This is a genomic window from Diaphorobacter sp. LI3 (assembly GCF_022807955.1).
Classification (GTDB): Bacteria; Pseudomonadota; Gammaproteobacteria; order Burkholderiales; family Burkholderiaceae_C; genus Diaphorobacter; species Diaphorobacter nitroreducens.
In genome coordinates, this window is record NZ_CP094346.1 from 3,323,614 (window position 1) to 3,349,893 (window position 26,280).

The following is a 26,280-nucleotide window of genomic DNA, read 5'->3' on the forward strand; positions in this document are numbered from 1 at the left end:
TCAGAGGCAAATATTTCATGCAATGACAGTGCGCTCGATCAAACGGTCGTCGCCGAGGACGATCATCGCGAACAGCAGTTCGTCCAGGTGGGCGGCGCCCGCCGTGCGCCGCGCCAGCAGCGGGGTCGCCGCAGGATTCAGTACCACGAAGTCGGCTTCGCAACCCGGCTGCAGGTTGCCCACCACGCCATCCAACCCCAACGCCCGCGCGGCGCCGGCGGTATGCAGCCACCACAGCCGTTGCGGCGCCAGGCTCAGGCCCGTCTTGGTCTGCCCCTCCCGGCCCACGTAGTACGCGGCCAGCATCGTGTGGAAAGGGCTGAAGCTGGTGCCGCCGCCCACGTCGCTGGCCAAGCCGTAGCCGAAGCCCATGCGGTCCGCGCCCGCAAAGTCAAACTGGCCACTGCCCAGGAACAGGTTGCTCGTGGGGCATACGGCAGCCACCGCGCCGCTCTCGCGCATGGCGGCGCGGTCTTCGTCGTCGAAATGGATGCAATGCGCGTACACCGCGCGCTCACGCAGCAGGCCGGCTCGGGCATACACATCCAGGTAGCTGCGCGTGCCGGGGAACAGCTCCCGCGCCCAGCGGATCTCCTGCTGGTTCTCCGCCACATGGGACTGCACCCACACGTCGGGATAGCGCGCGGCCAGCGCACCCGCGCCGCTCAGCTGCTGCGGCGTGCTGGTGGGGGCAAAGCGCGGCGTGATCGCATAGCCCAGCCGCCCCTTGCCGTGCCAGCGCTGGATGAGCGCTTCGGTATCGATGAGGGATTGCTCGGTCGCGTCGCGCACGCCGTCGGGCGAGTGGCGGTCTTGCAGCACCTTGCCGGCAATCAGGCGCAGCCGCCGCGCCTGTGCCTGCGCCATCAGCGCATCCACCGAGCCCGGATGCGAGGTGGCGAAGGTGAGCGCCGTGGTCACGCCGTTGCGCTGCAGCTCATCCAGGAAGAAGCCCGCCACCCCGACGGCGTAGCCGCCATCGGCGAATCGCGACTCGTGCGGGAAGGTGTAGTTCTCCAGCCAGGGCAGCAGGCCTTCGGCGGGCGAGCCGATCACGTCCAGCTGCGGGTAGTGCACATGCATGTCCACGAAGCCCGGTGCAATGATGCGGCCGGGCCAGTGGGTCACCGGCTGCGAGGCCTGAGGAAGATAGAGGGGCGCCAGCGCGCGCCACGCGCCGGCAGCGTGCACACGCTGCACGCCCCGGTCATCGGGCGCGGTGGCCAACAGGCCGTCTTCTTCGTACAGGGCCGTGCCGTCATCGGCAAAGCGCAGGAGCGCAGATCGGTAAAGGTGCATGGCCCCGGATGATGCCCGCAATACCGGGGGCGTCAGGGCGCGATGCTGGCGCCGTTTTCGTACCAGCGTTTGAAGGTTTCGCGCTCTTCGTCGGACAGTGCGCCCGGGTTGCCAAACGGCATCTTGCGCAGCTGCACCACCTGTTGGTAGATCTGCTGCGCGTGGCTCTTCACGTCCTGCGGGGTGTCGAACTTCACGTTCTTCTGCGCGACGGTATTGGCGCTGTGGCACACCACGCAGTGTTTTTGCATGACGGCGTGCAGTTGTTCGTAGCCTGCGGCGGCCGGCGCGGCGGCGGACACGGCCGGCGCAGCCGGCTTGAGCCATACCACCACGCCCAGCAGCACCACCACGCCGACGGCCGCATAAGGCCAGGGATGGCCGTTGCGGCCCAGCTTGTAGCCGTGGCGCATCACGAAGAACTGGCGAATGGCCGCGCCTGCGAACATCATGAGGATCAGTACCAGCCAGTTCTGCCCATGGTTGTAGAGCCAGCCGTAGTGGTTGGAGAGCATGGCGAACAGCACCGGCAGCGTGAAGTACGTGTTGTGCACGCTGCGCTGCTTGCCGCGCTTGCCATGCACCGGGTCCACCGGCTGGCCGGCCTTCAGTGCCGCCACCACCTTGCGCTGGCCGGGAATGATCCAGAAGAACACGTTGGCGCTCATCGAGGTGGCGAGCATCGCGCCCATCAGCAGGAAGGCCGCCTGGCCGGGGAAGATGCGGCAGGCCAGCCACGCGGCGATGCACACCAGGACCAGCACCAGCGCCCCCACGGTGGCATCGCCGTTGGCCTTCTGGCCGAACACGCGGCAGATGCCGTCGTACAGCAGCCAGAACACCACTAGGAAGGCAAGTGCCGCCGCGATGGCCATGGCGGGCGACATGAGCGGGTCGGCCGGATGCACCAGGTAGATGCCCGCGTTCCACAGATACGAAACCGTAAGCAGCGCAAAGCCGCTGAGCCAGGTGGTGTAGCTCTCCCAGAAGAACCAGTGCAGATGGTCCGGCAGCTTCTGGGGCGCCACGTTGAACTTGACCGGGTGGTAGAAGCCCCCGCCGTGCACAGCCCAAAGCTCGCCGTTCACGCCCTGGCGCTTCAGGTCCTCGTCGACCGGCGGCGTGAGGCTGCTGTCCAGAAAGACGAAGTAGAACGAGGAGCCTACCCAGGCGATGGCAGTGATGACGTGCAGCCAGCGCAGCAGCAGATTGGCCCAGTCGAGGAAGTAGCTTTCCATCGTGTTTCAACCTTGGCGGCCCGGCGGGCCGCCTGCAAGCTGCTCACCACTGCGGGCGCTCTGAGCAGAAAGAGAGGGGCCGCGCACCGTGGCAGGAAGCTGCCGGGGCACCGCTGCGACCCGTTTTGTGAACAGGAAGTGTATGCACTTTTTTGGCAACGGCCGCTGGAATGGCTCAGGGATTGTCCCTAACCCTGCAGGATGTAATCCGGATGCTGGGCGCATACGTCGTCCACCGCGCTGAGCGTGCCCGACAGGTGCTCGCGCAACGCCTCCTGGGCCGCGGGAGCGTTCTGCCGGTCAATGGCGTCGAGGATGGCCCGGTGCTGGCGCATGATGACGCCCGTCTTGCCTGCGGTGGGCAGGTGCAGGCGGCGCAAGCGATCCACATGGCCGGAGTAGCGGCGCACCAACGCCCACAGGCCCATGACACCGGCCGCCTCATACATCAGGCGGTGAAAGCCATGGTCCGCTCCCAGAAAGTCGTCATAGCGCTGCGCGGCCGCCAGCGATTCCTGCAGTGCGCACTGCGCCTGCAGTTGCACCACCAGGCCGGGGGGCGGCTGCAGCGCCAGCGTGCGCACGATCTCCAGCTCGATGGAGCGGCGCAGGAAGTGCGCTTCGCGCGCGGCCGCCACGTCGATGCGGCTGACCAGCGTGGCGTGCTGGGGAAAGACTTCCACCAGACCCTCCTCTTCCAGGCGCAGCAGCGCCTCGCGGATGGGCGTCTGGCTCACGCCAAATTGCCCGGCCAGGTCGCTGCGCACCAGCATCGCGCCGGGCACCAGCTCCAGCGTCAGAATGGCCTCGCGCAGGCTCTCGAAGACCTGCGGAGCGGCCAGGCGCGAACGGTCAAGGCGGAACTTGGTCAGTATGGGCATACGTGGATTCTCGCATTCGTGCACTAATATATTAGTGTTCCAATATTTCAAATGGCACGCCTTCACGGCCGTGCCCGCCTCTCCTTTTCTCTGTCCACACACTTCCCAAGGATTCCCATGTCTGCTTCCTCCCCCCACGGCCTGCTCATCAACGGCGAATGGGTTTCCACGTCCCAGGCCGCACCCAACACCAATCCCAGCAACCTGGCCGATGTGGTGGGCGAATACGCCCAGGGCGACGCCTCGCACGTGGACGCCGCCGTGGCGGCCGCCACCGCTGCCTTCCCCGCATGGAGCACGTCGGGCATCCAGGCGCGCCACGACGCGCTGGACAAGATCGGCAATGAAATCCTCGCGCGGCGCGAGGAGCTGGGCGCGCTGCTGGCGCGCGAGGAAGGCAAGACCCGCGCAGAAGGCATCGGCGAAGTCGCCCGAGCCGGGCAGATCTTCAAGTTTTTCGCCGGCGAATGCCTGCGCCTGGCGGGCGAGACCGTGCCCTCGGTGCGCCCCGGCATCGGCGTGGAGGTCACGCGCGAGCCCATCGGCGTCGTGGGTCTGATCACGCCGTGGAACTTCCCCATTGCCATCCCCGCCTGGAAGATCGCGCCGGCCCTGGCGTTCGGCAACTGCGTGGTGTTGAAGCCCGCCGACCTGGTGCCCGGCAGTGCGTGGGCGCTGGCCGAGATCATCCACCGCTCGGGCATCCCCGCCGGCGTGTTCAACCTGGTGATGGGCCGCGGGCGCGTGATCGGCGAGGCGCTGGTGCAGCACCCCGGCGTGACCGCCATCAGCTTCACCGGATCGGTCGGCGTGGGCCGCGGCATTGCCCAGGCGTGCGTGCAGAACGGCAAGAAGGTGCAGTTGGAGATGGGCGGCAAGAATCCGCAGGTGGTGCTGGACGATGCCGACCTCGCGCAGGCGGTGGAGCTGTCCGCACAGAGCGCGTTCTATTCCACGGGCCAGCGCTGCACGGCGTCCAGCCGCCTGATCGTCACCCAGGGCATCTACCCGAAGTTCATCGAGGCGCTGCAGGCACGCATGGCGAAAATCAAAGTGGGCGATGCGCTGGCCACGGGCACCGACGTGGGCCCTGTGGTGAGCCAGGCGCAGCTGGAGCAAGACCTGTCGTACGTAGAGATCGCCAAGGCCGAGGGCGGCGTGCTGGCGGCCGGCGGCCTGCGCGCGGCCTGCCACACGGGCAGCGGCAACGAAGGCTTCTTCATGGCGCCCGCGCTGTTCGTGGACACGGCGCCGGCGATGCGCATCAACCGCGAAGAGGTGTTCGGCCCCGTGGCCAGCGTGATCCGCGTGCGCGACTACGACGAAGCCCTGGCCGTGGCGAATGACACCGAATTCGGCCTGTCCGCCGGCATTGCCACCACCAGCCTGAAATACGCCACGCACTTCAAACGCCATGCACAGGCGGGCATGGTGATGGTGAACCTGCCCACGGCCGGGGTGGACTACCACGTGCCCTTCGGCGGGCGCAAGGGCTCCAGCTACGGCCCGCGGGAACAAGGCCGTTATGCGCAGGAGTTCTTCACGACGGTGAAGACGGCCTATACGCTGGCGTGACCCACGCAACTCCTGTATTAATAGCTGCTGGCGCTCGCTCCATAAGCGCCAGCGGCCATTTTTATACGCAATCTCAGGCCAGCCGCTGCAGCAACTGCGCGGCCACGGCCACGGCGATCACCTCGGGCTGCTTGCCGGCGATTCCGGGCACGCCGATCGGGCAGGTCACCTGCGCCAGCTCGGTATCCGAGAACCCCCGCGCCGCCAGCCGGTGCCGGAAGGTGGCCCACTTGGTACGGCTGCCGATCAGGCCGATGAACGGCAGATCGCCGCGCGCCCGCTGCCGTGCGAGGCACGCCGCCACGATGTCCAGATCCTCCGCGTGGCTGAAGCTCATGATGAGCACGAAGGACTGCGGTGCCACACCCGGCACGGCCGCCTGTACCGGGTCGGACTGCTCACTGACCACGGACGCGTCGCCCCCCTGCGGCGGGAACACGCCATCGCGGCTGTCGATCCAGTGCAGCGCAAACGGCAGCGGCGCCAGCACCCGCGCCAGCGCATGCCCCACATGGCCGCCGCCGAAAAGCGCCACCGGCTGCAGCCGCGGCGCCAGGCGCTCGCGCAAGGCCGGCGCGTCAGCAGCCCCCACGCATTCAAACCGCAACTGCACCACGCCGCCGCAGCACTGCCCCAGGCTGGGGCCCAGCGCATGTCGCACGAGCGGCATGCGCGAAGGGTTGCCAGCCAGGTGCTCCGCCAGGCGTTCACGCGCTTCGCGCAGCGCCTGCAGTTCCAGATGGCCGCCACCGATGGTGCCGACGAAGTCGTCGCCCACCGCGAACACCGCCAGCCATGCCCCGGCTTCCCGCGGCGCCGAGCCTTGGGTAGACTCCACCGTCACCAGGCAGGCGGGTGCGGTCTTGATACGCTCCAGCAGGCAGTCCAATGCCTTCACTCGCTGATTCCTCCAGCTTGATTCATGCGCGCCACCGCCTTGGTCGTGGCCGCGGTACAGCATAGCGACAAACACCATGCCACAGCTGCCTTCTGCCCCGTCCTCTTCGGCCCAGCGTGCATCCCGTGCGCGCCGAACGTGGTGGCTGCCCGCCGGGGTGATGGCATTGGTCGCGGCGATCGTCTCGGCCTGCAAGTCGGGGCCCGAGGCGCCCTCCGCCCAGGACTCGCGCCTACCGGGCAGCGACGCGCGCGTCACCGGTCCGGTGCCGGCCGCCCAGGGCTCGGCACGCGCGTCCTCCGCGGCCACCCCGCGCGCCTACCGGCAGGATGCCGCCAGCCACATTTATGGCCTGAATGCAGCGCGCATCTACAAGGGCAAGCTGCCGCCGCTGCTGCATGCCATTGGCGTACTGGAGGTGGACATCGACCGCGCGGGCCGCGTGACTTCGCTGCGCTGGATGCGTGCGCCCCGCCATGCGCCCGACGTGGTGGCCGAGATTGAACGCACGGTGCGCGCGGCAGCGCCCTTCCCCGTGCCCACGCGCATGGCGCGCGTGACCTACACCGACACCTGGCTGTGGGACAAGTCCGGGAATTTTCAGCTCGACACGCTGACCGAGGGCCAGCTCTAAGACGCCGCCGCACAGGCCCCCGCGATGGCGCGCGCCCTGGTTTGCAAGGCGCGAAGCGCAGCAATAGCCGTAGCGACTGCGGGCACCTGCACCGCCGCAGCCCGCCCAAAGCAGGCATGCGCGACTCGCAAGAATTGGCTCCGCGTTGCCCTGCGCCGCGCGGCACACGGCGCGGGCTTGCAGCATCAGGACCCGCGGTAGGTGGAATAGCTCCAGGGGCTGACCAGCAACGGCACGTGGTAATGCTGGTCGGCGTGGGCAATGCCGAAGTCCAGGCTCACGCGGTCCAGGAATGAGGGCTCGGGCAGCATCACGCCCTTCGCCCTGAAATACGCCCCCACATCAAACGTCAGCCGGTAGGTGCCGGTGCGCAGGCTGGCGTTGTCGAACAGCGGCGCATCGGTGCGCCCATCGGGGTTGAGTACCAGGCGCTTGACCAGCGTGGCCTGGTCACCCTGCGTGGCATACAGCGCCACCACCATGCCCGCCGCGGGGCAACCGTGCATGGTGTCAAGAACGTGGGTGCTGAGGCCCATGGTGAAGTCTCCTGCAATGGCAAGCCGCGGCCCGCCGATGGTGATGAGGAATGCGCTGGCGAATGGGCAGGCAAGTGATGCGCTCCCCTTTCCTACGATCAAAGTGTATACAACTTTTGTACGCGATAACGCCACGTCCTGTGGTGCGCCGTCCAGGACAGTTCCCGCGCGGATCGCCTGATGGGGAACAGCCGGCAGGCCGCGCGTACTCAGGCAGGGCGCGTCCACGCCAGCAGATCAAAAAAGTGAGCTGCCAGCGCTGGATAGAAGCCAGGTTCAGATGAATTCGCATCTGAAATCCAGCAACAGCAGGCGCGGCAAGCTACAAAACAAGTAGCACGCGGAAGTCGTTCACATTGGTGTGCGTGGGCCCGGTGACGACCAGATCGCCCAGCCGCTCGAAGTAGCCGTAGGCGTCGTTGCGGTCCAGATGGTCGCCGATGCGTGCGCCCTGCGCCGCCGCGCGCGCCAGCGTGTCGGGTGCCACGCGTGCGCCGGCGTTGTCTTCCACGCCGTCGATGCCGTCGGTATCGGCCGCCAGCGCCCACACCCCTTCCTGGCCCTGCAGTGCCTGCGCCAGGCCCATGCAGAACTCGCCCGCGCGGCCGCCGCGCCCCTTCGGCGCGCCCGGGGCGCGCGGGCGCACGGTGACCGTGGTCTCGCCGCCCGAAAGGATCACGCACGGCCGCGCAAACGGCTGGCCGTGGCGCGCCACCGCACGCGCCAGCGCGGCGTGCACCTTGCCCACCTCGCGCGACTCGCCCTCCATCTCGTCGGACAGGATGTACGCCGCCACCCCCGCCGCGCGCGCCGCATCCGCCGCTGCCTGCAGCGACTGCTGGGGTGTCGCGATCATGTGCACCGCATGGCCGGCAAAGCGGACATCGCCGGGCTTGGGGGTTTCCAGCGCACCGGCCTGCAGCGCTGTGTGCACGGCGGCGGGAATGTCGATGCGGTAGCGCGCCAGGATGTCCAGCGCGTCAGCGCAGGTGCTGGCGTCGGGGACCGTGGGGCCGCTGGCGATCACGGAGGGGTCGTCCCCCGGCACATCACTGATAGTCAGCGTGACGACGCGCGCCGGCGCGCAGGCTGCCGCCAGGCGACCGCCCTTGATGCGCGAGAGGTGCTTGCGCACGCAGTTCATCTCGCCGATGGCCGCGCCGCTTTCCAGCAGTGCGCGGTTGATGCGTTGTTTCTCCTCCAGCGTGATGCCTTCGGCCGGCAGCGTGAGCAGCGCCGAGCCACCGCCCGAGATGAGACACAGCACCAGGTCGTCTTCGGTCAGCCCTCGGGTCAGCGCCAGGATGCGCTCGGCCGCGGCCAGGCCCGCCGCGTCGGGCACGGGGTGCGCGGCCTCGACGACTTCCAGGCGCTGCGCCAGCCCCTCGGGCCGCGGCGGTATGTGGCCGTAGCGCGTGACCACCAGCCCCGACAGCGGCGCATCCTGCGGCCACAGCGCCTCCAGCGCCTGCGCCATGGAGGCACCCGCCTTGCCCGCGCCCAGCACCACGGTGCGCCCCTTGGGTGGCGGCGGCAGATGCTGCGCCATGCTGTGCAAGGGCTGGGCGCGCTGCACCGCCACGCGGTAGAGGTGCAGCAGGAAGGCCTGAGGGTCGCGCAAGGGGTCTGAGGCTGTCATGGTCATGGGTCGTTGTCTCCGCCGCGCATTATCCAAAGCACGCGGCCGGCACAAGCCCTACCGTCAATCCAGCGAAACCTTGGCTTCCTTGACCAGTCGCGCAAAGCGCGCCGTATCGTCCTTGATCTGACGCGCCATCTGCTCGGGCGTGTTGGCGATGGGATCTGCGCCGATGTCGTCCATCTTCTTACGGAACTCGGGCGACTGGATGATCTTCACCATGTCGGCGTTCAGCCGCGCCACGATGTCCTTGGGCGTGCCCGCTGGCGCCAGCATGCCGAACCACGTCCCCATGTCGAAGCCCGGGAGGCCCGCCTCCTCCAGCGTGGGCACGTCGGGCAGTGCCACCGAGCGCTTGGCCGTGGTCACGGCCAGCGCGCGCAGCTTGCCGGCCTTGATGTGCGGCAGCACCGGCGTGACGGTGTCGAACGACATGCTGATCTGCCCGCCCAGCAGGTCGGTGGTCAGCGGGCCGCTGCCCTTGTAGGGCACGTGCAGCAGCTGCACGCCGCCCATGCCTTCGAATTGCGCGCCGATCAGGTGTTGTCCCGTGCCTGTGCCGTTAGAGCCGTAGGTGAGCTTGCCGGGCTGCGCCTTGGCCTGTGCCAGCAGTTCCTGCACCGTCTTGGCAGGTACCTGCGGATTCACCACCAGCACATTGGGCACCAGGGCCACGGTAGTGATGGGAGCGAAGTCCTTTTCAAAGTCGTAGCCCAGCTTGCGGTACACGCTGGTGGCGATGGTGTGGTGCACAGCACCCATGAGCAGCGTGTAGCCGTCCGCCTTGGACTTGGCCACATAGTCAGCGCCCAGCGTGGCGCCGGCGCCGGGCTTGTTCTCCACCACCACGGGCTGGCCTAGGGTTTTGGAGAGCTCCTGCCCCAGCGCCCGTGCCAGCACGTCGGTCGTTCCGCCCGCGGGGAACGGCACGATGATGCTCACGCTGCGGCTGGGCCAGGTCTGGGCCCAGGCGCCGGGCAACGCGAGCGCCGCGGCGGCGGCCAAAGCACCCAGCAGGGCGCGTTTGCGATGGTTCCTCATCTCTTGTCTCCTGTGTTGTCGTGATGAAAACGCATGGGCGGTGCGTGCCGCCCACCGGCTCAGGCCAGCGCTGCCTGCTGTCCCACCGGCTGCGCCAGTTGGGCGCACACCGCATCGGTGACCTGCTGCGTGGTGGCCTGGCCGCCCAGGTCGCCCGTGTGCAGCGCAGGGTTGGCGGTGACATGCTCCACGGCACGCATCAGGCGCTGCGCGGCGGCGTGTTCGCCCAGGTGCTCCAGCAGCATCACGCAGCTCCAGAACGTGCCCACCGGGTTGGCCAGGCCCTTGCCCATGATGTCGAAGGCCGAGCCGTGGATGGGCTCAAACATACTGGGGTAGCGGCGCTCGGGATCGATGTTGCCGGTGGGCGCTATCCCCAGGCTGCCCGCCAGCGCGGCGGCCAGGTCGCTCAGGATGTCGGCATGCAGGTTGGTGGCGACGATGGTGTCCAGCGATGCGGGGCGGTTCACCATGCGCGCGGTGGCCGCGTCCACCAGTTCCTTATCCCACCGCACATCGGGAAATTCGCGGCTGATCTGCACCGCGATTTCGTCCCACATCACCATGGCGTGGCGCTGGGCGTTGCTCTTGGTGACCACCGTGAGCAGCTTACGCGGACGCGACTGCGCCAGTTTGAACGCAAAGCGCATGATGCGCTCCACACCGGCGCGGGTCATCATGCTCACGTCGGTCGCGGCCTCCAGCGGATGGCCCTGGTGCACACGGCCGCCCACGCCGGCGTATTCGCCTTCGGAGTTTTCACGCACGATGACCCAGTCCAGGTCCTGGGGCGCGCAACGCTTGAGCGGCGCATCGATGCCCGGCAGGATGCGGGTGGGGCGCACGTTGGCGTACTGGTCGAACCCCTGGCAGATCTTCAGGCGCAAGCCCCACAGCGTGATGTGATCGGGGATATGCGGGTCGCCGGCCGAGCCGAACAGGATGGCGTCCTTGTCCCTGAGCGCCTGCAGGCCGTCGGCCGGCATCATCTCGCCGTGCGCGCGATACCAGTCTCCGCCCCACCCATAGCTGGTGAACGCAAAGCCCAGGCCCGGCTGGGATGCCGCTAATGCCTCCAGCACGGCCTGGCCGGCGGGGATCACCTCCTTGCCGATGCCGTCGCCGGGGATGCAGGCAATGCGATAGGTCTTGCTCATGGAAATGCTCGCTCCTCAAATCAGAAGGCCGCGCAACATGCGTGGCATGGCCCTGAATCTAGCGATGCCATGCCCACATATCACCGCGTTAAAGTGATGCCATTGTTTACTTTCATTCAACAATGAGCACCCCCTCCACCGCCCCGTCAGAGATGGCTTTCTTCAGCCTGCTGGCGCGCTGGGCCAGCCTGTCGGCCACCGCGCGAGAGCTGGGCATCAGCACGGCGGCGGCCAGCAAGCGCCTGGCGCAGATGGAATCGCGCCTGGGCGTGCAGCTGGTCAGCCGCACCACGCGGCGACTGCACCTGACGGCCGAGGGCAATACCTACCTGCGGCACGCGCGCCGCATCCTGGCGGAGATCGACGCCATGGAGCAACTGGTGAGCGACATGCAGGCCGAGCCCCAGGGCCTGCTGCGTGTGAACGCCACCCTGGGCTTCGGGCGCAGCCACATCGCGCCACTGGTGCCTGCCTTCGTGCGCCGCCATCCGCAGATCCAACTGCAGCTGCAGTTGTCGGTGCAGCCACCGCCGCTGGCGGACGATGGGTTCGACGTGTGCATCCGCTTCGGCGAGCCGCCCGATGCGCGCGTGATTGCGCGGCGCCTCGCCCCAAATCGGCGGCTGCTGTGCGCCGCACCCGCCTACCTGGCGCGCCGCGGAACGCCCACGCGGCCGGCCGAGCTGCCGCAACACGACTGCATCGACATCCGCCAGGGCGACGACGCCCACGGCGTGTGGCGCTTCAACGGCCACCGCAAGCAGGAGACGGTGCGGCTGCGCAACCACCTGAGCACCAACGACGGCGAGATTGCTGTGAACTGGGCACTGGCGGGCATGGGGATCGTCATGCGCGCGGAATGGGACATCGCTCGCTACCTGCGCAGCGGGAGGCTGGTGCAGGTGCTGCGGGACTACGACACGCCGCCGGCGGACATCTACGCCGTGTACCCGCAGCGGCATGCGGCCACCGCGCGGGTCAAGGCCTTCGTTGATTTCGTGGCACAGCACTTCAACGGCAGCGCACCAGGCATTTAACAGTCCACAGAAACTGTATACAAAAATTGTCTTTCACGACTATGATGGCCGCATGGAAACCTCCACCACCGGCTTCATCGTCGAAAGCCTCACGCGCGCCATCGTCGAGCACCGCCTGCTGCCCGGCACCAAGCTGGCCGAGCAGAAGCTCGCCGACCATTTTGGCGTGTCGCGCACGCTGGTGCGCCAGGCGCTGTTCCAGCTGTCGCAGAACCGCCTGATCCGCCTGGAGCCCGCGCGCGGCGCCTTCGTGGCCGCGCCTTCGGTCCAGGAAGCGCGCCAGGTGTTCGCCGTGCGCCGCATGCTGGAGGCCGAGATGGTGCGTGCCTTCCTGGCGCAGAGCACGCCGGCCAAGATCCGCGCGCTGAAGGCCCATGTGGCGGCCGAGAAGAAGGCCATGGAGGGCAACGACGTGGGCCAGCGCACCGAGCTGCTGGGCGACTTCCACGTGCGCATGGCCGAGCTCATGGGCAACGACGTGCTGGCCCAGCTGCTGGGCGAGCTGATCTCGCGCTGCGCTCTCATCACGCTGATGTACCAGTCCACCACCGCCGCCGAGCATTCGCACGAGGAGCACGCCGCCATCGTCGCGGCACTGGCCGCGGGCGACGCGGCGCTGGCCGTGCGGCTGATGCAGCAGCACCTGGACAACGTGGAGGCGGGCCTGACCTTCGACCGCGACCTGCCGACCAACGACCTTTCGATGGCCCTTTCCTCCGTATCGCCATGACCTACGACACGACGGCGCCCTACCCCCGCGACCTGATCGGCTACGGCCGTACGCCCCCGCACCCGCACTGGCCGGGCAACGCCCGCGTGGCCGTGCAGTTCGTGCTGAACTACGAGGAGGGCGGCGAGAACTGCGTGCTCCACGGCGACCCCGCCAGCGAGCAGTTCCTGTCCGAGATGTTCAACCCGGCCGCCTACCCCGAACGCCACATGAGCATGGAGGGCATCTACGAATACGGCGCGCGCGCCGGCGTGTGGCGCATCCTGCGCGAGTTCGAAAAGCGCGGCCTGCCGCTCACGGTGTTCGGCGTGGCCACCGCGCTGCAGCGCCACCGCGAGCTGGCCCAGGCCTTCGCCGAGCTGGGCCACGAGGTGGCCTGCCACGGGCTGAAGTGGATCCACTACCAGAACGTGCCCGAGGAGGTGGAGCGCGCCCACATGGCGCAGTGCCTGGAGATCTTCGACACGCTCTACGGCCACGGCGGCGACCACGGGCTGGGCTGGTACACCGGCCGCGACAGCCCCCGCACCCACCGCCTGGTGGCCGACGACGGGCGCTTTGCCTACGACAGCGACTACTACGGCGACGACCTGCCGTTCTGGATGAAGGTGGCCAAGAGCGACGGCAGCGCGCACCACCAGCTCGTCGTGCCCTATACGCTGGATTGCAACGACATGCGCTTTGCGCTGCCGCAGGGCTACTCGCACGCCGACCCATTCTTTCAGTACCTGAAGGACACGTTCGATGCGCTCTACGCCGAGGGCGATCCGGGCGGGGACAACGCGCCGAAGATGATGAGCATCGGCATGCACTGCCGCCTGCTCGGCCGTCCCGGCCGCATCACGGCGCTGCAGCGCTTCCTGGACCACATCCAACACCACGACCACGTCTGGGTGTGCCGCCGCATCGACCTCGCGCGCCATTGGGCGCAGCGCTTTCCCGTACCCGCCATTTAAGCCAGATCGGGCTGTAACGCTTATCCAATAAGCGCGAGCAGCTCTTTTTTTGATAGCTATAGGAACCGCCATGGCCTGGACCCTGGAACAACTCAACGCCGCCTCCCCCGCCGAGGCCCTGCAGATGCTCGACGGCCTGTACGAGCATTCGCCCTGGATCGCCGAGGCTGCGCTGCAGTTGCGCCCCTTCCGCTCGCTGGCGCAGTTCAAGTACGCCATGGTGCAGGTGCTGAACGGCGCCGGCATGGAACGGCAGTTGGAGCTGATCCGCGCCCACCCCGAGCTGGCGGGCAAGGCCATGGTGGCGCAGGCGCTGACGGCCGAGTCCACGAACGAGCAAAGCCAGGCGGGCCTGACCCACTGCACGCCCGAGGAGTTCGCGCGCATCCAGCAACTGAATGCCGACTACAACGCCCGCTTCGGCTTTCCCTTCATCCTGGCGGTGCGCGGGCCGCGCGGCACGGGACTGTCGAGGCAGGAGATCATCGCCACCTTCGCACGTCGCCTGTCCAACCACCCCGACTTCGAGCACGCCGAGGCACTGCGCAACATCCACCGCATTGCCGAGATCCGCCTGAACGACAAGTTCGGCGCCGAGCCGGTGCTGGGCAACGACGTCTGGGACTGGCACGAGCGCCTGGCCCAGCACAGCGACACGGGCTATGCCGAGAAAGGCCAGCTCACCGTCACCTACCTCACCGATGCGCACCGCGCCTGCGCCCAGCGCATCAGCCATTGGATGCGCGACTGCGGCTTTGACGAGGTCGAGATCGACGCCGTGGGCAACGTGGTCGGCCGCTACAAGCCAGCCACACCCGACGGCAAGTATTTGATGACCGGCAGCCACTACGACACCGTGCGCAACGGCGGCAAGTACGACGGGCGTCTGGGCATCTTCGTGCCCATGGCCTGCGTGCGCGAGCTGCACCGCCAGGCCAGGCGCCTGCCGTTCGGCATCGAAGTGGTGGCGTTTGCCGAGGAGGAAGGCCAGCGCTACAAGGCCACCTTCCTGGGCTCGGGCGCGCTCATTGGCGACTTCCGCAACGAATGGCTGGTCCAGAAGGACGCCGACGGCATCACCATGCGCGAGGCCATGCAGCACGCCGGTCTGTGCATTGGCGACATCCCCAAGCTGCGGCGCGATGCCGCCCGCTACCTGGGCTTCATCGAGGTGCACATCGAGCAGGGCCCGGTGCTCAACGAACTGGATATCCCGCTGGGCGTGGTCACGTCCATCAACGGCGGCGTGCGCTACGTCTGCGAGATGCTGGGCATGGCCAGCCACGCGGGCACCACGCCCATGGACCGCCGCCGCGACGCCGCCCTGGGCGTGGCCGAGCTGGCGCTGTACATGGAGCAGCGCGCCGCGCGCGATGGCGACAGCGTGGCCACCATCGGCATGCTGCAGGTGCCAGGCGGCTCCATCAACGTGGTGCCGGGCAAGTGCAGTTTCAGCATGGACATGCGCGCGCCCACCGATGCGCAGCGCGATGCCATGGTGGCCGACGTGCTGGCCCAGCTGGAAGAAATCGCCCAACGCCGCGGCCTGCAGTACAAGGCCGAGCTGGCCATGAAGGTCGCCGCAGCCCCTAGCGCCCCGGCCTGGCAGCACCGCTGGGAGAAGGCCGTCGACGCCCTGGGCGTCCCCGTCTACCGCATGCCCAGCGGCGCCGGCCATGACGCCATGAAACTGCACGAAATCATGCCGCAGGCCATGCTGTTCGTGCGCGGCCTGCACGGCGGCATCAGCCACAACCCGCTGGAATCCAGCACCGCCGACGACATCCAGTTGGCGGTGGATGCCTTCAGCCATGTGCTGCAGCAGTTGGCCGCCGAATAACCCATCCATGGAACGCTCCGCCATGAACCAAGACCGCCAAGCCACCTACGCCGCACTGGATGCGTGGATCGACCAGCACTTCGACGAGCAGGTGCGCTTTCTGCAAGCACTGGTGCAGGTGCCCACCGACACGCCGCCCGGCAACAATGCACCGCATGCCGAGCGCACCGCTGAACTGATCCAGGCCTTCGGCTTCGAGGCCGAGAAGCACGCCGTTCCCGCGCAGGAGGTCAAGGATTACGGCATGGAGTCCATCACCAACCTGATCGTGCGCCGGCCCTATGGGCCCGCGGGTTCGGGCCGCACCATCGCCCTCAACGCCCACGGCGACGTGGTGCCGCCGGGCGAAGGCTGGACCAGGGACCCGTACGGCGCCCAGATCGAGGGCGGCGCCATGTATGGCCGCGCCACCGCGGTGAGCAAGAGCGACTTCTCCACCTTCACCTTCGCCGTGCGCGCGCTGGAGGCGGTGGCCAAGCCCACGCAGGGCGCGATCGAGCTGCACTTCACCTACGACGAGGAGTTCGGCGGCCTGCTCGGCCCCGGCTGGCTGCTGGCGCAGGGGCTGACCCGGCCCGATCTGATGATCGCCGCGGGCTTCAGCTACGAGGTGGTCACCGCCCACAACGGCTGCCTGCAAATGGAGGTCACCGTGCAGGGCAAGATGGCCCATGCCGCCGTGCCGCACACGGGCGTGGACGCACTGCAGGGCGCGGTGGCCATCATGAATGCGCTGTATGCCGAGAATGTGCAGTACCGGCAGGTGACGTCCAACGTTCCGGGCATCCAGCACCCGTACCTGAACATCGGCCGCATCGAAGGTGGCACCAACACCAACGTGGTGCCCGGCAAGGTGGTGCTGAAGCTCGACCGCCGCATGATCCCGGAGGAGAACCCCGCCGAGGTCGAGGCGCGCATCCGCGCCGTGATCACCCAGGCGGTGGAAGGCTTCAATACCGAGCGCGGCTACGGGAGCGCAGACGCCCTACGCGTGGACATCAAACGCCTGCTGCTGGCCAACGCCATGACGCCGCTGCCCGGCAATCAGCCGCTGGTGGAGGCCATCCAGCAACACGGCGAGGCAGTCTTTGGCGAGAAGCCTCCCGCCGTTGGCACGCCGCTGTACACCGATGTGCGCCTCTATGTGGAGCGCGGCATCCCCGGCGTGATTTACGGCGCGGGCCCGCGCACGGTGCTTGAATCGCACGCCAAACGCGCCGACGAGCGCGTGGTGCTGCAAGACCTGCGCCGCGCCACCAAGGTCATAGCGCGCAGCCTGGCAGACCTGACGGCCTGACGCACAGCCGCACCAATGCTCCAGCCCGGCCCATGCCGGGCTTTTTTACGCCCTGCGCCGATCCCATCGCGCCGACTGGTGGCGAGCACCCGCCGGGCGTAGCTGCGCCGTTGTCTGCCGACACCGCCGCTTGGCAAGCAGCAAGGGCAAACCCCTAGCAATTCGACCTTGATCGGGGTCGCCTTACGACAGGCAATTCCGCATACTTTGTATACAGTTTTTGTATGGATTGCTGTGCGCAATGGCAGCCCTGTCCGGCACGGCAGAAGCCCCTTGAACAGCAAGCCAGGATTCCAAGGAACACCCATGTCCACAAACGTTCATCCGGTTGACGAAAAGCTGCCCTGGGGCCGCGCGGCCACGCTGGGTCTGCAACATGTGCTGGTGATGTACGCCGGCGCGGTGGCCGTGCCGCTCATCGTGGGGCGCGCGCTCAACCTGCCGCCCGAGCAGGTAGCGCACCTGATCTCTGCCGACCTCTTCGTCTGCGGGCTGGTCACGCTCATCCAGGCGTGGGGTGCCACGCAGTGGTTTGGCATCAAGCTGCCGGTGATGATGGGCGTGACCTTCGCAGCGGTGGCCCCCATGGTGTCCATGGCGCAAGCCACGGGCGGTCAGGCGGGCGCGGGGCTGATCTTTGGCGCGGTGATCGGGGCGGGCGTGGTCTCGATGCTCATCGCACCGGTCATCAGCGGCCTGCTGCGGTTCTTTCCGCCGGTGGTCACGGGCACCATCATCGCGGTGATCGGCATCAGCCTGATGCGCGTGGGCATCAACTGGATCTTCGGCAACCCCGTGGGGCCCACGGCCCCGGCCGTGCCCAACCCGGAGCACCTCAAGTGGCTGGCCGAGGCTCAGGCCGCCGCCGGCGCGCCCGGCTCCTCGCTGCCGCCAGTGCCCAAGGGCTTCGCCGTGGTGCCCACGCTGCCCAACCCGCGCTATGCCGACCTGACAGGCGTGGGCATCTCGGGCGTCGTGCTACTCACCATCTTGCTAGTGGCGCGCTTTGGCAAGGGCTTCTGGGCCAACATCTCGGTGCTGCTGGGCATCATCGTGGGCGGGGTGGTCACTGCGTCCATGGGGCTGATGGACTTTCACAAGGTGGCCCAGGCACAGTGGTTCGACATGGTGCTGCCATTCGAGATCGCGCTGCCGGTGTTCGACCCCATCCTGATCCTGACCATGACGCTGGTGATGATCGTCGTGATGATCGAGTCCACCGGCATGTTCCTGGCCCTGGGCGAGATGACGGGGCGCGAGATCTCGCGCGACGATCTCACGCGCGGCCTGCGCACCGACGGCCTGGGCACGCTGATCGGCGGCCTCTTCAACACCTTCCCGTACACCAGCTTCTCGCAGAACGTAGGGCTGGTGGCCGTCACCGGCGTCAAGAGCCGCTGGGTGTGCGTGGCCGGCGGCATGATCCTGATCGTGCTGGGCGTGCTGCCCAAGATGGCGGCGCTGATCGAGTCGCTGCCCACCGTGGTGCTGGGCGGCGCGGGGCTGGTGATGTTCGGCATGGTGGCGGCCACGGGCATCCGCATCCTGTCGAACGTGGACTTTCAGAAGAACCGCAACAACGCGATGATCGTGGCGGTGTCCATCGGGGTGGGCATGATCCCGCTGATCGCACCCAACTTCCGCCAGTGGATGCCCCATGCCATCCATCCGCTGATCGAATCCGGTATTCTGCTGGCCTCGATCACTGCCGTGGTCCTGAACATCTTCTTCAATGGAGCCAGCCGCGACACCTCTGCGGCCGTGCTCGCCGCCCGGCAGGCCGACGCCCACTGAACGTCGCCCTGCCTCGCGCCTTCCACCCGAAGGATCGCGCCCCGCGTGCCGTATGGCGCACGGGGCGCGGAAGGTTTGTTGACGTCCACGCAGGCTGCCGTGCAGGCCCTCCGTCTGCGTCAGCATGCAGTAAGCTTGTCTGGCCCGTGTTGGCCTGTTTTTTCGTGCACCGCACCATTCGTATTTCGTATGACCCAGCCCCTGTCTGCCGCTGAAGCGGCACTGCGCGAAGCCGCGCTCGAATACCACCGCAACATGACGCGCGGCAAGATCGCCGTCACGCCCACCAAGCCCCTGTCCAACCAGCGCGACCTGTCGCTGGCCTACTCGCCTGGCGTGGCCTATCCCTGCCTGGACATCCAGGCCGACCCGACCAAGGCGTTCGACTACACCTCGCGCGGCAACCTGGTCGGTGTGATCACCAACGGCACGGCCGTGCTGGGCCTGGGTGACATTGGCCCGCTGGCCGGCAAGCCGGTGATGGAGGGCAAGGGGTGCCTGTTCAAGAAGTTCGCCGGCGTGGACGTGTTCGACATCGAACTGGACGCACGCGACCCCGACAAGATCATCGAGATCGTGGCAGCGCTCGAGCCCACCTTGGGCGGCATCAACCTCGAAGACATCAAGGCGCCCGAGTGCTTCTACATCGAGCGCGAGCTGTCCAAGCGCATGAACATTCCAGTGTTCCACGACGATCAGCACGGCACGGCCATCATCTCCAGCGCCGCGCTGCTCAATGGCCTGGAACTGGTGGGCAAGCAGATCGACCAGGTCAAGGTCGCCGTCTCGGGCGCGGGTGCCGCCGCCATTGCCTGCGTGGGCGTGATGGTGGGCCTGGGCGTGAAGGCGGAAAACATCTTCATGTGCGACTCCAAGGGCGTGATCTACGAAGGTCGCCCCGGCGGCTTCGATGAATCCAAGGCCCGCTACGCACAGAAGACCGACGCGCGCACGCTGGCCGATGCGGTCAACGGCGCCGACGTATTCCTGGGCTGCTCGGCCCCCGGCGTGCTCACGGCCGAGATGGTCAAGACCATGGCGGACAAGCCCATCATCCTGGCGCTGGCCAACCCCGAGCCCGAGATCCGCCCCGAACTGGCCAAGGCCGTGCGCCCGGACTGCATCATCGCCACCGGCCGCTCGGACTACCCCAACCAGGTCAACAACGTCCTGTGCTTCCCCTACATCTTCCGCGGCGCGCTGGACTGCGGCGCTACCAAGATCACCGAGGCCATGAAGCTCGCCTGCGTGCGCCAGATCGCCGCGCTGGCCAAGGAAAACATCAGCGAGGAAGTGGCTGCCGCCTATGCCGGCCAGGAGCTGACCTTCGGCCCCGATTACCTGATCCCCACGCCGTTCGATTCGCGCCTGATCCTCAAGATCGCCCCCGCCGTGGCGCAGGCAGCGCTGGAGTCGGGCGTGGCCAGCCGTCCCATCGAGGACATGGAGGCGTACAAGGAGAGCCTGTCGCGCTTCGTGTACCAGACCGGCATCCTGATGCGCCCGGTGATCAACGCCGCCAAGACGCTGCCCACCGCGCAAAAACGCGTGGCCTATGCCGACGGCGAGGACGAGCGTGCGCTGCGCGCCGCGCAGTTTGCGATCGACGACCGTATCGCCCACCCGATCCTCATCGGACGCCCGGCGGTGATCGCCGCACGCATCGCCAAGGCCGGCCTGCGCATGCAGCCGGGCAAGGACGTGGAGATCTGCGACCCCTCGGACGACCCGCGTTTCCGCCAGTACTGGGAGGCCTACCACCAGCTCATGAAACGTGACGGCGCCACGCCCGAGGTGGCCAAGGCGGCGGTGCGCCGCTCCAACACCATCATCGCCGCGCTGATGGTGAAGCTGGGCGATGCCGACGCAATGATCTGCGGCCTGGTGGGCACCTACGAGACGCACCTGGAACGCATCCACAGCATCCTGGGCCATGCACCCGGCGTGCAGCAATACGCGGCGCTGAACGCGCTGATGACGACCAACAACGGCACGCTGTTCATCGCCGACACCTACGTCAACGAAGACCCCACGGCAGAGCAGCTGGCCGACATCGCCTGGTCCTCGGTGCAGGAAGTGCAGCGCTTTGGCATTCCGCCGAAGGTGGCGTTCCTGTCGCACTCCAGCTTCGGCTCGTCCAAGCGCGCCTCGGCGCGCAAGATGCGCGCAGCACGCGACCTGTTCGTGGCCCGCCATCCCGAGATCGAATGCGATGGCGAGCTGCATGGCGACGCCGCGCTGGAGCCCAAGATCCGCAACAACTACCTGCCGGACTCCACGCTCACCGGCTCGGCCAACCTGCTGATCTGCCCGAACATCGACTCGGCCAACATCCTCTACAACGTGCTCAAGACCACGACCAGCGGCGGTGTCACCGTCGGACCGATCCTCATGGGTACCTCGGCCACGGCGTACATCCTCACGCCCGCAGCCACCGTACGCCGGGTGTTGAACATGACCGCACTGGCCGTCGCCAGCAGCGCCGCGCGCCGCAAGTAAGCGCAGCGCACAGCAGGGCCGCCCGCCAGTCCATGGTGCGCGGCCCTTATTTTTTGACAAATCATTTGAATTCAAATGATTTGTTAGAATAACAAAATGTCTGCTGCCTCATCGTCTGATGCCGCCCGCCCCGCCAACCCCAAGCGCCTGCTGGGCGTGCGGCTCGTGGGCCTGGGCCGGCGTTGGCGCAAGACGCTGGACGCACAACTGGCCGCCGAAGGCCTGAGCGACGCCGTCTGGACGCCGCTGGTGCACCTGCACCGCCTGGGCGACGGCATCTCGCAGACCGAGCTGGCAGCCGCCGTGGGGCTGGACGGCTCCAGCCTGGTACGGCTGCTGGACGCATTGGCAGCCCAGGGACTGGTCGAGCGCCAGGCGCACGCGAGCGACCGCCGCATCAAGCTCGTGCGCCTCACTGCCGCTGGCAAGCGCACGGCCAACGGCATCCGCAAGCGCCTTGCAGCCATCGAGGATGAGTTGCTGGCCGACCTGGACGAGGCCACCGCCCGCACCCTGCTGCAGGCCTTCGAGCAGATCGAAGCGCGCATTGCCAGCGCCCAGCACGAGGACTGATGCGATGGCGTTGCCAACCGGCCCTCTCCTTCCCAGCTCCCACGGCCACGCTCTGCGCCAGGCATTGGCATCCGCGCGGCTGCGGGAGAGCCTGTCGCTGCAGCGCCCTGCCTCGTTGCGCAACGCCACGATTGCCGGCGCGCAGGTGGCGTTGGCGGTGATCCTGGTTGCCGGGCTGCTGCATGTCTCGCCCTGGGCACAGGTGGCGGGTTTCGGCAGCCTGGGCGCTCTGGCGGCACTGTTCGGGCGCTTCGCGCCGCTGGCCCGCCGCCGCGGCGTCGTCCTCGCGGCGGGGGCGCTGCTGGTCATGCCCGTGGCGCTGCTGTCGCTGCTGGCCTGGTCGGGGCTGGGACCGGTAGCCATGCTGCTGGCCCTGTCGGGCATGGCAGGGCTGCTGGCATCACTGGCCCACCGCATGCAGATGGGCGCGCCGGGAGCGGTGATTTTCATCTTCGCGGCCAGCGCCGCGATCAGTCCGGTTGACAGCGCGCTGGCACTGGCCGGGCGCGCCGGCGCCACCGCCCTGGGCGTGGCCGCCGCCTGGCTGTTGTGCCTGCTGACCGACCGCCTGCGCGACCTGGAAGTAGCACCGCCTGCCGCAACACCCGTCCAGGCAGCGGAGGGGGCACGCGCCCCGAAGCCCCTCACGCCGGGTTACGCACCCGTGCAGTCGGCACGCGTGGCGCTGTGCGCCGCGCTGGCCGCCCTGCTGGCACACGCCGCGGGCTGGGCGCACCCGGCCTGGGCGTCGATTGGCGCGGTGGCCGTGCTGCAAGGTGCGCACCTGCCGGGCACGGTGCACCGCGGCTGGCAGCGCACGCTGGGCACTGTGGTGGGCGCCGGCATCGCCTGGGCGATCCTCTCGTCCGAGCCATCGTTCTGGACGCTGCTGCTGGCCGTGGCCGTGCTGCAGGTGCTGACCGAGGCGGTGATCGGGTTCAACTACGCACTGGGCCAGATTTTCGTGACGCCGATGGCTCTGCTGATGACGAACATGGCGCACCATGGCGAAGCCGCGGAAATGGCACTGTCACGCATCTTCGATACCACCCTGGGCGCGGCGGTAGGGATTGTGTTGGCGCTGGTGCTGTCGTCGCTGGACGAGAGGGTGTACCTTGCGCGCCACCATGGCCGCGCGCAGTGACTTAAGGTCAAACAGGCCTCTAGCGCCCGTCCAACAAGCGCCAGCAGCTTCTTTTTTGATAGCAAAACAACAGATCAACGAGCCCGTGTCCGCCGCTCGCTGGCCAGCGCCGCTGTGAACACAGCCAGGCCGCCCAGGCCCAGCAGCGCCCCCACCCAGCCGGTGGAAGTCCAGCCGCCGCCCGCTGCGATGGCCACACCGCCCAGCCAGGCCCCCAGCGCATTCGCAGCGTTGAAGGCCGAATGGTTGAGCGCGGCCGCCAGGGTCTGCGCATCGCCCGCCACGTCCATCAGACGGATCTGCAGCGCGGGACCGATGGCCACCACCGTACCCAGCAGGAAGACGGACAGCGCCGCCGTCAGCGGGTGGTGCGCCGCCGCGACGAACACCACCATCACCGCCACCGACCACCACAGCAGCTTGCCCACGGTCGGCATCAGCGCGCGGTCCGCCATGCGCGAGCCCACCAGGTTGCCCGCCACCATGCCCAGGCCAAACAGCGACAGCGTGAACGGCACCAGCGCCGCCGGCATGCCGGCCACTTCCAGTAGCGTGGGCTTGATGTAGCTGAACACCGCGAACATGCCGCCGAAGCCGATGGCGCCGATGCCCAGCGTGAACCACACCTGGCCCCGCGCCAGCGCGCCCAGTTCGCGCCAGGGGCTGGCGCCCTGCGGCGCGGGCATGTCGGGCACCCAGCGCCGCACCATGAACACCGCCGCCAGCGCGATGGCCCCCACAAACACGAAGGCCGCGCGCCAGCCCAGCAGACTGCCCAGCGCCGCCGCGATGGGCACACCCACCAGCGTCGCGCTGGTCAGCCCCAGCATCACCCAGCCCACGGCCCGGGCGCGCTGGCCCGGCCGTGACAGTGCCGCGGCCACCAGCGCCGCGACGCCGAAGTAGGTGCCGTGCGGCAGGCCGCTGACCAGCCGCAGCAGCCCCAGCGACGCATAACCTGGCGCCAGCGCCGACGCAAAGTTGCCCAGGGCGTAGACCGCCATCAGCGCCATGAGCAGCGCCCGCCGGCCCCAGTGCGCCGCCAGCACGGCCAGCACCGGCGCGCCCACCACCACGCCCAGCGCGTAGGCGCTGATCACGTGCCCGGCCTGCGGAATGCTCACCCCCAGGTCGAGCGCCACCTCGGGCAGCAGGCCCATGATGACGAACTCGCCGGTGCCGATGGCAAAGCCTCCCACGCCCATGGCCAGCACGGCGCGCACCAGCGTGCGCTCGTCCGCGGGGCTGGCGGCCGCGGCATCGGCGGGGGGTGTGGCGGTGCTGGAAGTGGGCGTGGCAGAAACAGTCATGGAAGGCTCGGAAACCAGGGTTAACCCCAGGGCGCGCGACCATAGCACGCATGGCACTTCCCCGCCGGCGCACGGGCTTGGGGCGGCTGCACGTACGCGATACAGGTGCTACGCTGCGGCGCAATGCCATCACAGGGCCGACCATGAACGCTGATTCCGCTTTTCAGGAGATCGCCCGCACCGTGCAGGTGCTGGCCTTTGACACCTTTGGCACGGTGGTGGACTGGCACGGCAGCATCGTGCGCGAAATGCAGCAGCACCACCCCCGCGTGGACGCCGACGCCTTCGCCCGGGCCTGGCGCGCGGGCTACCAGCCAGCGATGGCGCGGGTGATGAGCGGCGCGCAGGGCTGGACGCTGATCGACGCCCTGCACCGCCAGATCCTCGACGAAATCCTGCCGCACTTTGGCCTGGCGCACCTGGGCGAGGAAGAGCGCGTGCACCTGAACCGCGTGTGGCACCGGCTCTCTCCGTGGCCCGACTGCGTGGCGGGGCTGACGCGGCTCAAACGCCGCTACACCATCACCACCCTGTCCAACGGCAACATCGGGTTGCTCACCCACATGGCCAAGCGCGCCGGCCTGCCCTGGGACTGCATCCTGAGCGCCGAGGTCTTTCGCGCCTACAAGCCCGATCCCGCCACCTACCTGGGCGTGGCCCGCGTGTTCGACCTGCCGCCGCAGCAGGTGATGCTGGTGGCCGCCCACCACGACGATCTGGCGGGCGCGCGCGCCTGCGGCCTGCGCACGGCTTATATCGAGCGGCCGCTGGAGTTCGGCGCGGGCCACGCCAAGGATGTCTCGCCACGCCCAGGCAACGACCTGCACGCGCGCGATTTGCTGGACTTGGCGGACCAGTTGGGGGCGTAAAGGCCGTTTTGTGTGCGCAATGAAAAAAGGGCTGGCACCTGACGGCACCAGCCCTTGAGGCAGGAGGACGGACCTGGACAGCCGGGCCCGTGTTTTTGCCGGCTTACTGCTTGACGGCTTCGATCTGCGCCACGATGCGCACGTTCTTGGGGAAGCCGTACTGCACGCCGTAATCCACGCCGAAGGCCGTGCGGTCGATCGTGGTCTCGAAGTCGCCGCCGCACACTTCACGCTTGAGCATCGGGCTGTCGTAGCAGGCGAACTGGTTGGCCTTCAGGGTGACGGGCTGCGTCTTGCCCTTGATGGTCAGGTTGCCCGACACGGCCGTGAGCTTGTCGCCCTCGAAGGTGAACTTGTCGCCCACGAACTTGGCGGTGGGGAACTTGGCGGCGTCAAAGATGTCCGCGCTCTGCAGGTGCTTGTCGAACGGCGCGGTACCGGTATTGACGGAGTCGATGTGCAGCGTCAGCTCCACCTTGCCGGTCTTGCCGGCCTTGTCGAACTGCACGGTGCCTTCCTTCTTGTCGAAGCGGCCGCGGTTCACGCTGGCGCCGAAGTGGCTGATCTCGAACGTGGCGAAAGTGTGCGTGGGGTCCACGGCGTACGTGGCGGGCTGGGCGTGCACGGCACCCGCGGTCAGGACAGCGGCGGCAGCGATGGTCAGGAAGGTGGAACGCATGTCGGTTTCTCCGTAGTAGAGGTTGGTGATTAAAAAGGGGAAGCGTTAAAGCTTGGGCACGCCGGTCAGGGCCAGCTTGAACTTGACCTGCACCTCGTCGGCCACCATGGACGTGTCGGCCCATTCGTTCTCGCCGATCTTGAACGCCAGGCGCTTGATGGCGAAGCTGCCCGCCGCGGTGGTGATGGCGCCGCTTTGGGTCAGGGTGACGGGCACCACGACGTCCTGCGCCGCGCCCTTGATGCTGAGCTTGCCGGCCACTTCGTACTTGCCCGCGCCCAGGGCCTTGATGGCGCTGGAATGGAACGTGGCCTGCGGGAACTTGGGCACGTTGAACCACACGGGCTTGGGCAGCTCGGCATCGGTTTCCTTCACGCCCAGCGTGGCACTGCCGGTATCCACCGTGAACGCCACCTTGCTGGTGGCGGGCTTGGCGGGGTCGAAAGCGACCTGGGCATCAAACTTCTTGAAGCGGCCCTCGACGGGCACGCCCATCTGCTTGCTCACGAAGACGATCTCGCTCTGCTCGGGCACGAGCTTTTGCTGCGCGAAGGCGCTGCCTGCGGCCAGCAGCGCGGCGCCGGCCAGTGCGATGCCAGCAAGACGGGGAAGGTACGACTGCATCATGGTGAATGCTCCATTCATGGATCAGGA

Annotated in this window: 23 protein-coding genes; 12 read left to right on the plus strand and 11 right to left on the minus strand. The window is 67.9% G+C overall.

The features are described from left to right. Positions 1-15: 15 nt before the first annotated feature. The 3 genes from guaD to MRB47_RS15535 all read right to left on the minus strand — a co-directional run bounded on the left by guaD (position 16) and on the right by MRB47_RS15535 (position 3,418). Positions 16-1,299: a guanine deaminase gene (guaD, locus tag MRB47_RS15525; protein WP_252101143.1), complete on the minus strand. Its 1,284-nt coding sequence runs from the start codon at positions 1,297-1,299 to the stop codon at positions 16-18. Positions 1,300-1,331: 32 nt separating this feature from the next. Then, positions 1,332-2,537 (minus strand): urate hydroxylase PuuD, encoded by a 1,206-nt coding sequence (locus tag MRB47_RS15530; RefSeq protein WP_252101144.1) that lies wholly within the window; start codon positions 2,535-2,537, stop codon positions 1,332-1,334. Positions 2,538-2,725: 188 nt separating this feature from the next. Further along, positions 2,726-3,418 (minus strand): GntR family transcriptional regulator, encoded by a 693-nt coding sequence (locus tag MRB47_RS15535; protein WP_041835929.1) that lies wholly within the window; start codon positions 3,416-3,418, stop codon positions 2,726-2,728. A 117-nt stretch (positions 3,419-3,535) separates the two neighbouring features. Between MRB47_RS15535 and MRB47_RS15540 the strand changes: the two genes are divergently transcribed. Then, positions 3,536-4,993, plus strand: coding sequence for an aldehyde dehydrogenase family protein (locus tag MRB47_RS15540; RefSeq protein WP_252101145.1), 1,458 nt, complete (start codon positions 3,536-3,538; stop codon positions 4,991-4,993). Between the two features lie 73 nt (positions 4,994-5,066). Here the strand turns inward: MRB47_RS15540 and xdhC are convergent, their stop codons facing one another. Further along, positions 5,067-5,891, minus strand: coding sequence for a xanthine dehydrogenase accessory protein XdhC (xdhC, locus tag MRB47_RS15545; RefSeq protein WP_252101146.1), 825 nt, complete (start codon positions 5,889-5,891; stop codon positions 5,067-5,069). Positions 5,892-6,051: 160 nt separating this feature from the next. On the opposite strand from xdhC, the gene MRB47_RS15550 reads away from it, so the two are divergent. Continuing rightward, on the plus strand, positions 6,052-6,525 hold the full coding sequence (locus MRB47_RS15550; protein ID WP_015912752.1) for a hypothetical protein: 474 nt from the start codon (positions 6,052-6,054) through the stop codon (positions 6,523-6,525). A 185-nt stretch (positions 6,526-6,710) separates the two neighbouring features. Here the strand turns inward: MRB47_RS15550 and uraH are convergent, their stop codons facing one another. From uraH to MRB47_RS15570, 4 genes are all read right to left on the minus strand, one after another. Further along, on the minus strand, positions 6,711-7,061 hold the full coding sequence (uraH, locus tag MRB47_RS15555; RefSeq protein ID WP_252101147.1) for a hydroxyisourate hydrolase: 351 nt from the start codon (positions 7,059-7,061) through the stop codon (positions 6,711-6,713). 322 nt (positions 7,062-7,383) lie between these two features. After that, positions 7,384-8,706 carry a glycerate kinase gene (locus MRB47_RS15560; RefSeq protein WP_252101148.1) on the minus strand — a complete coding sequence of 441 codons (1,323 nt, stop codon included), beginning with the start codon at positions 8,704-8,706 and terminating at the stop codon, positions 7,384-7,386. A gap of 57 nt (positions 8,707-8,763) precedes the next feature. Beyond that, on the minus strand, positions 8,764-9,741 hold the full coding sequence (locus MRB47_RS15565) for a tripartite tricarboxylate transporter substrate binding protein (RefSeq protein WP_252101149.1): 978 nt from the start codon (positions 9,739-9,741) through the stop codon (positions 8,764-8,766). Positions 9,742-9,800: 59 nt separating this feature from the next. Continuing rightward, positions 9,801-10,898, minus strand: coding sequence for a tartrate dehydrogenase (locus tag MRB47_RS15570; RefSeq protein WP_011804553.1), 1,098 nt, complete (start codon positions 10,896-10,898; stop codon positions 9,801-9,803). A 122-nt stretch (positions 10,899-11,020) separates the two neighbouring features. Here MRB47_RS15570 and MRB47_RS15575 point away from each other — a divergent pair, with 122 nt between their 5' ends. The 9 genes from MRB47_RS15575 to MRB47_RS15615 all read left to right on the plus strand — a co-directional run bounded on the left by MRB47_RS15575 (position 11,021) and on the right by MRB47_RS15615 (position 22,768). Continuing rightward, positions 11,021-11,935, plus strand: coding sequence for a LysR family transcriptional regulator (locus tag MRB47_RS15575; RefSeq protein WP_252101150.1), 915 nt, complete (start codon positions 11,021-11,023; stop codon positions 11,933-11,935). Positions 11,936-11,987: 52 nt separating this feature from the next. After that, on the plus strand, positions 11,988-12,665 hold the full coding sequence (locus MRB47_RS15580; RefSeq protein ID WP_220638680.1) for a GntR family transcriptional regulator: 678 nt from the start codon (positions 11,988-11,990) through the stop codon (positions 12,663-12,665). Then, positions 12,662-13,621 carry an allantoinase PuuE gene (puuE, locus tag MRB47_RS15585; protein WP_252101151.1) on the plus strand — a complete coding sequence of 320 codons (960 nt, stop codon included), beginning with the start codon at positions 12,662-12,664 and terminating at the stop codon, positions 13,619-13,621. The genes MRB47_RS15580 and puuE overlap by 4 nt, the downstream gene beginning before the upstream one ends. 70 nt (positions 13,622-13,691) lie before the next feature. Further along, entirely contained in the window at positions 13,692-15,461 is a 1,770-nt protein-coding gene (uraD, locus tag MRB47_RS15590) for a 2-oxo-4-hydroxy-4-carboxy-5-ureidoimidazoline decarboxylase (RefSeq protein WP_252101152.1), read from the plus strand. Between the two features lie 7 nt (positions 15,462-15,468). Beyond that, positions 15,469-16,758, plus strand: coding sequence for a M20 family metallopeptidase (locus MRB47_RS15595; RefSeq protein WP_252101153.1), 1,290 nt, complete (start codon positions 15,469-15,471; stop codon positions 16,756-16,758). Between the two features lie 306 nt (positions 16,759-17,064). After that, positions 17,065-18,552 carry a nucleobase:cation symporter-2 family protein gene (locus MRB47_RS15600; RefSeq protein WP_015912744.1) on the plus strand — a complete coding sequence of 496 codons (1,488 nt, stop codon included), beginning with the start codon at positions 17,065-17,067 and terminating at the stop codon, positions 18,550-18,552. A 189-nt stretch (positions 18,553-18,741) separates the two neighbouring features. After that, entirely contained in the window at positions 18,742-21,051 is a 2,310-nt protein-coding gene (locus MRB47_RS15605; protein ID WP_252101154.1) for an NADP-dependent malic enzyme, read from the plus strand. 96 nt (positions 21,052-21,147) lie between these two features. Further along, the gene (locus tag MRB47_RS15610; protein WP_103737264.1) at positions 21,148-21,624 is read left to right on the plus strand and encodes a MarR family winged helix-turn-helix transcriptional regulator; all 477 of its coding nucleotides are present in this window, start codon (positions 21,148-21,150) and stop codon (positions 21,622-21,624) included. A 4-nt stretch (positions 21,625-21,628) separates the two neighbouring features. After that, positions 21,629-22,768 (plus strand): FUSC family protein, encoded by a 1,140-nt coding sequence (locus MRB47_RS15615; RefSeq protein ID WP_252101155.1) that lies wholly within the window; start codon positions 21,629-21,631, stop codon positions 22,766-22,768. Between the two features lie 74 nt (positions 22,769-22,842). Here MRB47_RS15615 and MRB47_RS15620 read toward each other — a convergent pair whose 3' ends face one another. Continuing rightward, a complete protein-coding gene (locus MRB47_RS15620; RefSeq protein ID WP_196995113.1) occupies positions 22,843-24,078 on the minus strand; it encodes an MFS transporter in 1,236 nt (411 codons plus the stop codon). 143 nt (positions 24,079-24,221) lie between these two features. Here MRB47_RS15620 and MRB47_RS15625 point away from each other — a divergent pair, with 143 nt between their 5' ends. After that, on the plus strand, positions 24,222-24,947 hold the full coding sequence (locus MRB47_RS15625) for a haloacid dehalogenase type II (RefSeq protein ID WP_252101156.1): 726 nt from the start codon (positions 24,222-24,224) through the stop codon (positions 24,945-24,947). 103 nt (positions 24,948-25,050) lie between these two features. Here MRB47_RS15625 and MRB47_RS15630 read toward each other — a convergent pair whose 3' ends face one another. Together MRB47_RS15630 and MRB47_RS15635 are read right to left on the minus strand one after the other, a co-directional pair. Beyond that, a complete protein-coding gene (locus tag MRB47_RS15630; RefSeq protein WP_123675182.1) occupies positions 25,051-25,626 on the minus strand; it encodes a YceI family protein in 576 nt (191 codons plus the stop codon). Between the two features lie 45 nt (positions 25,627-25,671). Then, the gene (locus MRB47_RS15635; RefSeq protein ID WP_252102643.1) at positions 25,672-26,253 is read right to left on the minus strand and encodes a YceI family protein; all 582 of its coding nucleotides are present in this window, start codon (positions 26,251-26,253) and stop codon (positions 25,672-25,674) included. Positions 26,254-26,280 lie beyond the last annotated feature (27 nt).

Excerpts from the sequence above, each read along its gene's own strand:
- MRB47_RS15560 (WP_252101148.1), bottom strand. The coding sequence starts at position 8,706 with ATGACCATGACAGCCTCAGACCCCTTGCGCGACCCTCAGGCCTTCCTG.
- MRB47_RS15595 (WP_252101153.1), top strand. The coding sequence starts at position 15,469 with ATGGAACGCTCCGCCATGAACCAAGACCGCCAAGCCACCTACGCCGCA.
- MRB47_RS15630 (WP_123675182.1), bottom strand. The coding sequence starts at position 25,626 with ATGCGTTCCACCTTCCTGACCATCGCTGCCGCCGCTGTCCTGACCGCG.
- MRB47_RS15570 (WP_011804553.1), bottom strand. The coding sequence starts at position 10,898 with ATGAGCAAGACCTATCGCATTGCCTGCATCCCCGGCGACGGCATCGGC.
- guaD (WP_252101143.1), bottom strand. The coding sequence starts at position 1,299 with ATGCACCTTTACCGATCTGCGCTCCTGCGCTTTGCCGATGACGGCACG.
- MRB47_RS15600 (WP_015912744.1), top strand. The coding sequence starts at position 17,065 with ATGTCCACAAACGTTCATCCGGTTGACGAAAAGCTGCCCTGGGGCCGC.
- MRB47_RS15580 (WP_220638680.1), top strand. The coding sequence starts at position 11,988 with ATGGAAACCTCCACCACCGGCTTCATCGTCGAAAGCCTCACGCGCGCC.
- MRB47_RS15575 (WP_252101150.1), top strand. The coding sequence starts at position 11,021 with ATGAGCACCCCCTCCACCGCCCCGTCAGAGATGGCTTTCTTCAGCCTG.
- MRB47_RS15550 (WP_015912752.1), top strand. The coding sequence starts at position 6,052 with ATGGCATTGGTCGCGGCGATCGTCTCGGCCTGCAAGTCGGGGCCCGAG.
- MRB47_RS15620 (WP_196995113.1), bottom strand. The coding sequence starts at position 24,078 with ATGACTGTTTCTGCCACGCCCACTTCCAGCACCGCCACACCCCCCGCC.
- uraH (WP_252101147.1), bottom strand. The coding sequence starts at position 7,061 with ATGGGCCTCAGCACCCACGTTCTTGACACCATGCACGGTTGCCCCGCG.
- MRB47_RS15610 (WP_103737264.1), top strand. The coding sequence starts at position 21,148 with ATGTCTGCTGCCTCATCGTCTGATGCCGCCCGCCCCGCCAACCCCAAG.
- MRB47_RS15615 (WP_252101155.1), top strand. The coding sequence starts at position 21,629 with ATGGCGTTGCCAACCGGCCCTCTCCTTCCCAGCTCCCACGGCCACGCT.
- MRB47_RS15635 (WP_252102643.1), bottom strand. The coding sequence starts at position 26,253 with ATGATGCAGTCGTACCTTCCCCGTCTTGCTGGCATCGCACTGGCCGGC.
- puuE (WP_252101151.1), top strand. The coding sequence starts at position 12,662 with ATGACCTACGACACGACGGCGCCCTACCCCCGCGACCTGATCGGCTAC.
- MRB47_RS15565 (WP_252101149.1), bottom strand. The coding sequence starts at position 9,741 with ATGAGGAACCATCGCAAACGCGCCCTGCTGGGTGCTTTGGCCGCCGCC.
- MRB47_RS15530 (WP_252101144.1), bottom strand. The coding sequence starts at position 2,537 with ATGGAAAGCTACTTCCTCGACTGGGCCAATCTGCTGCTGCGCTGGCTG.
- MRB47_RS15540 (WP_252101145.1), top strand. The coding sequence starts at position 3,536 with ATGTCTGCTTCCTCCCCCCACGGCCTGCTCATCAACGGCGAATGGGTT.
- MRB47_RS15535 (WP_041835929.1), bottom strand. The coding sequence starts at position 3,418 with ATGCCCATACTGACCAAGTTCCGCCTTGACCGTTCGCGCCTGGCCGCT.
- MRB47_RS15625 (WP_252101156.1), top strand. The coding sequence starts at position 24,222 with ATGAACGCTGATTCCGCTTTTCAGGAGATCGCCCGCACCGTGCAGGTG.
- MRB47_RS15605 (WP_252101154.1), top strand. The coding sequence starts at position 18,742 with ATGACCCAGCCCCTGTCTGCCGCTGAAGCGGCACTGCGCGAAGCCGCG.
- uraD (WP_252101152.1), top strand. The coding sequence starts at position 13,692 with ATGGCCTGGACCCTGGAACAACTCAACGCCGCCTCCCCCGCCGAGGCC.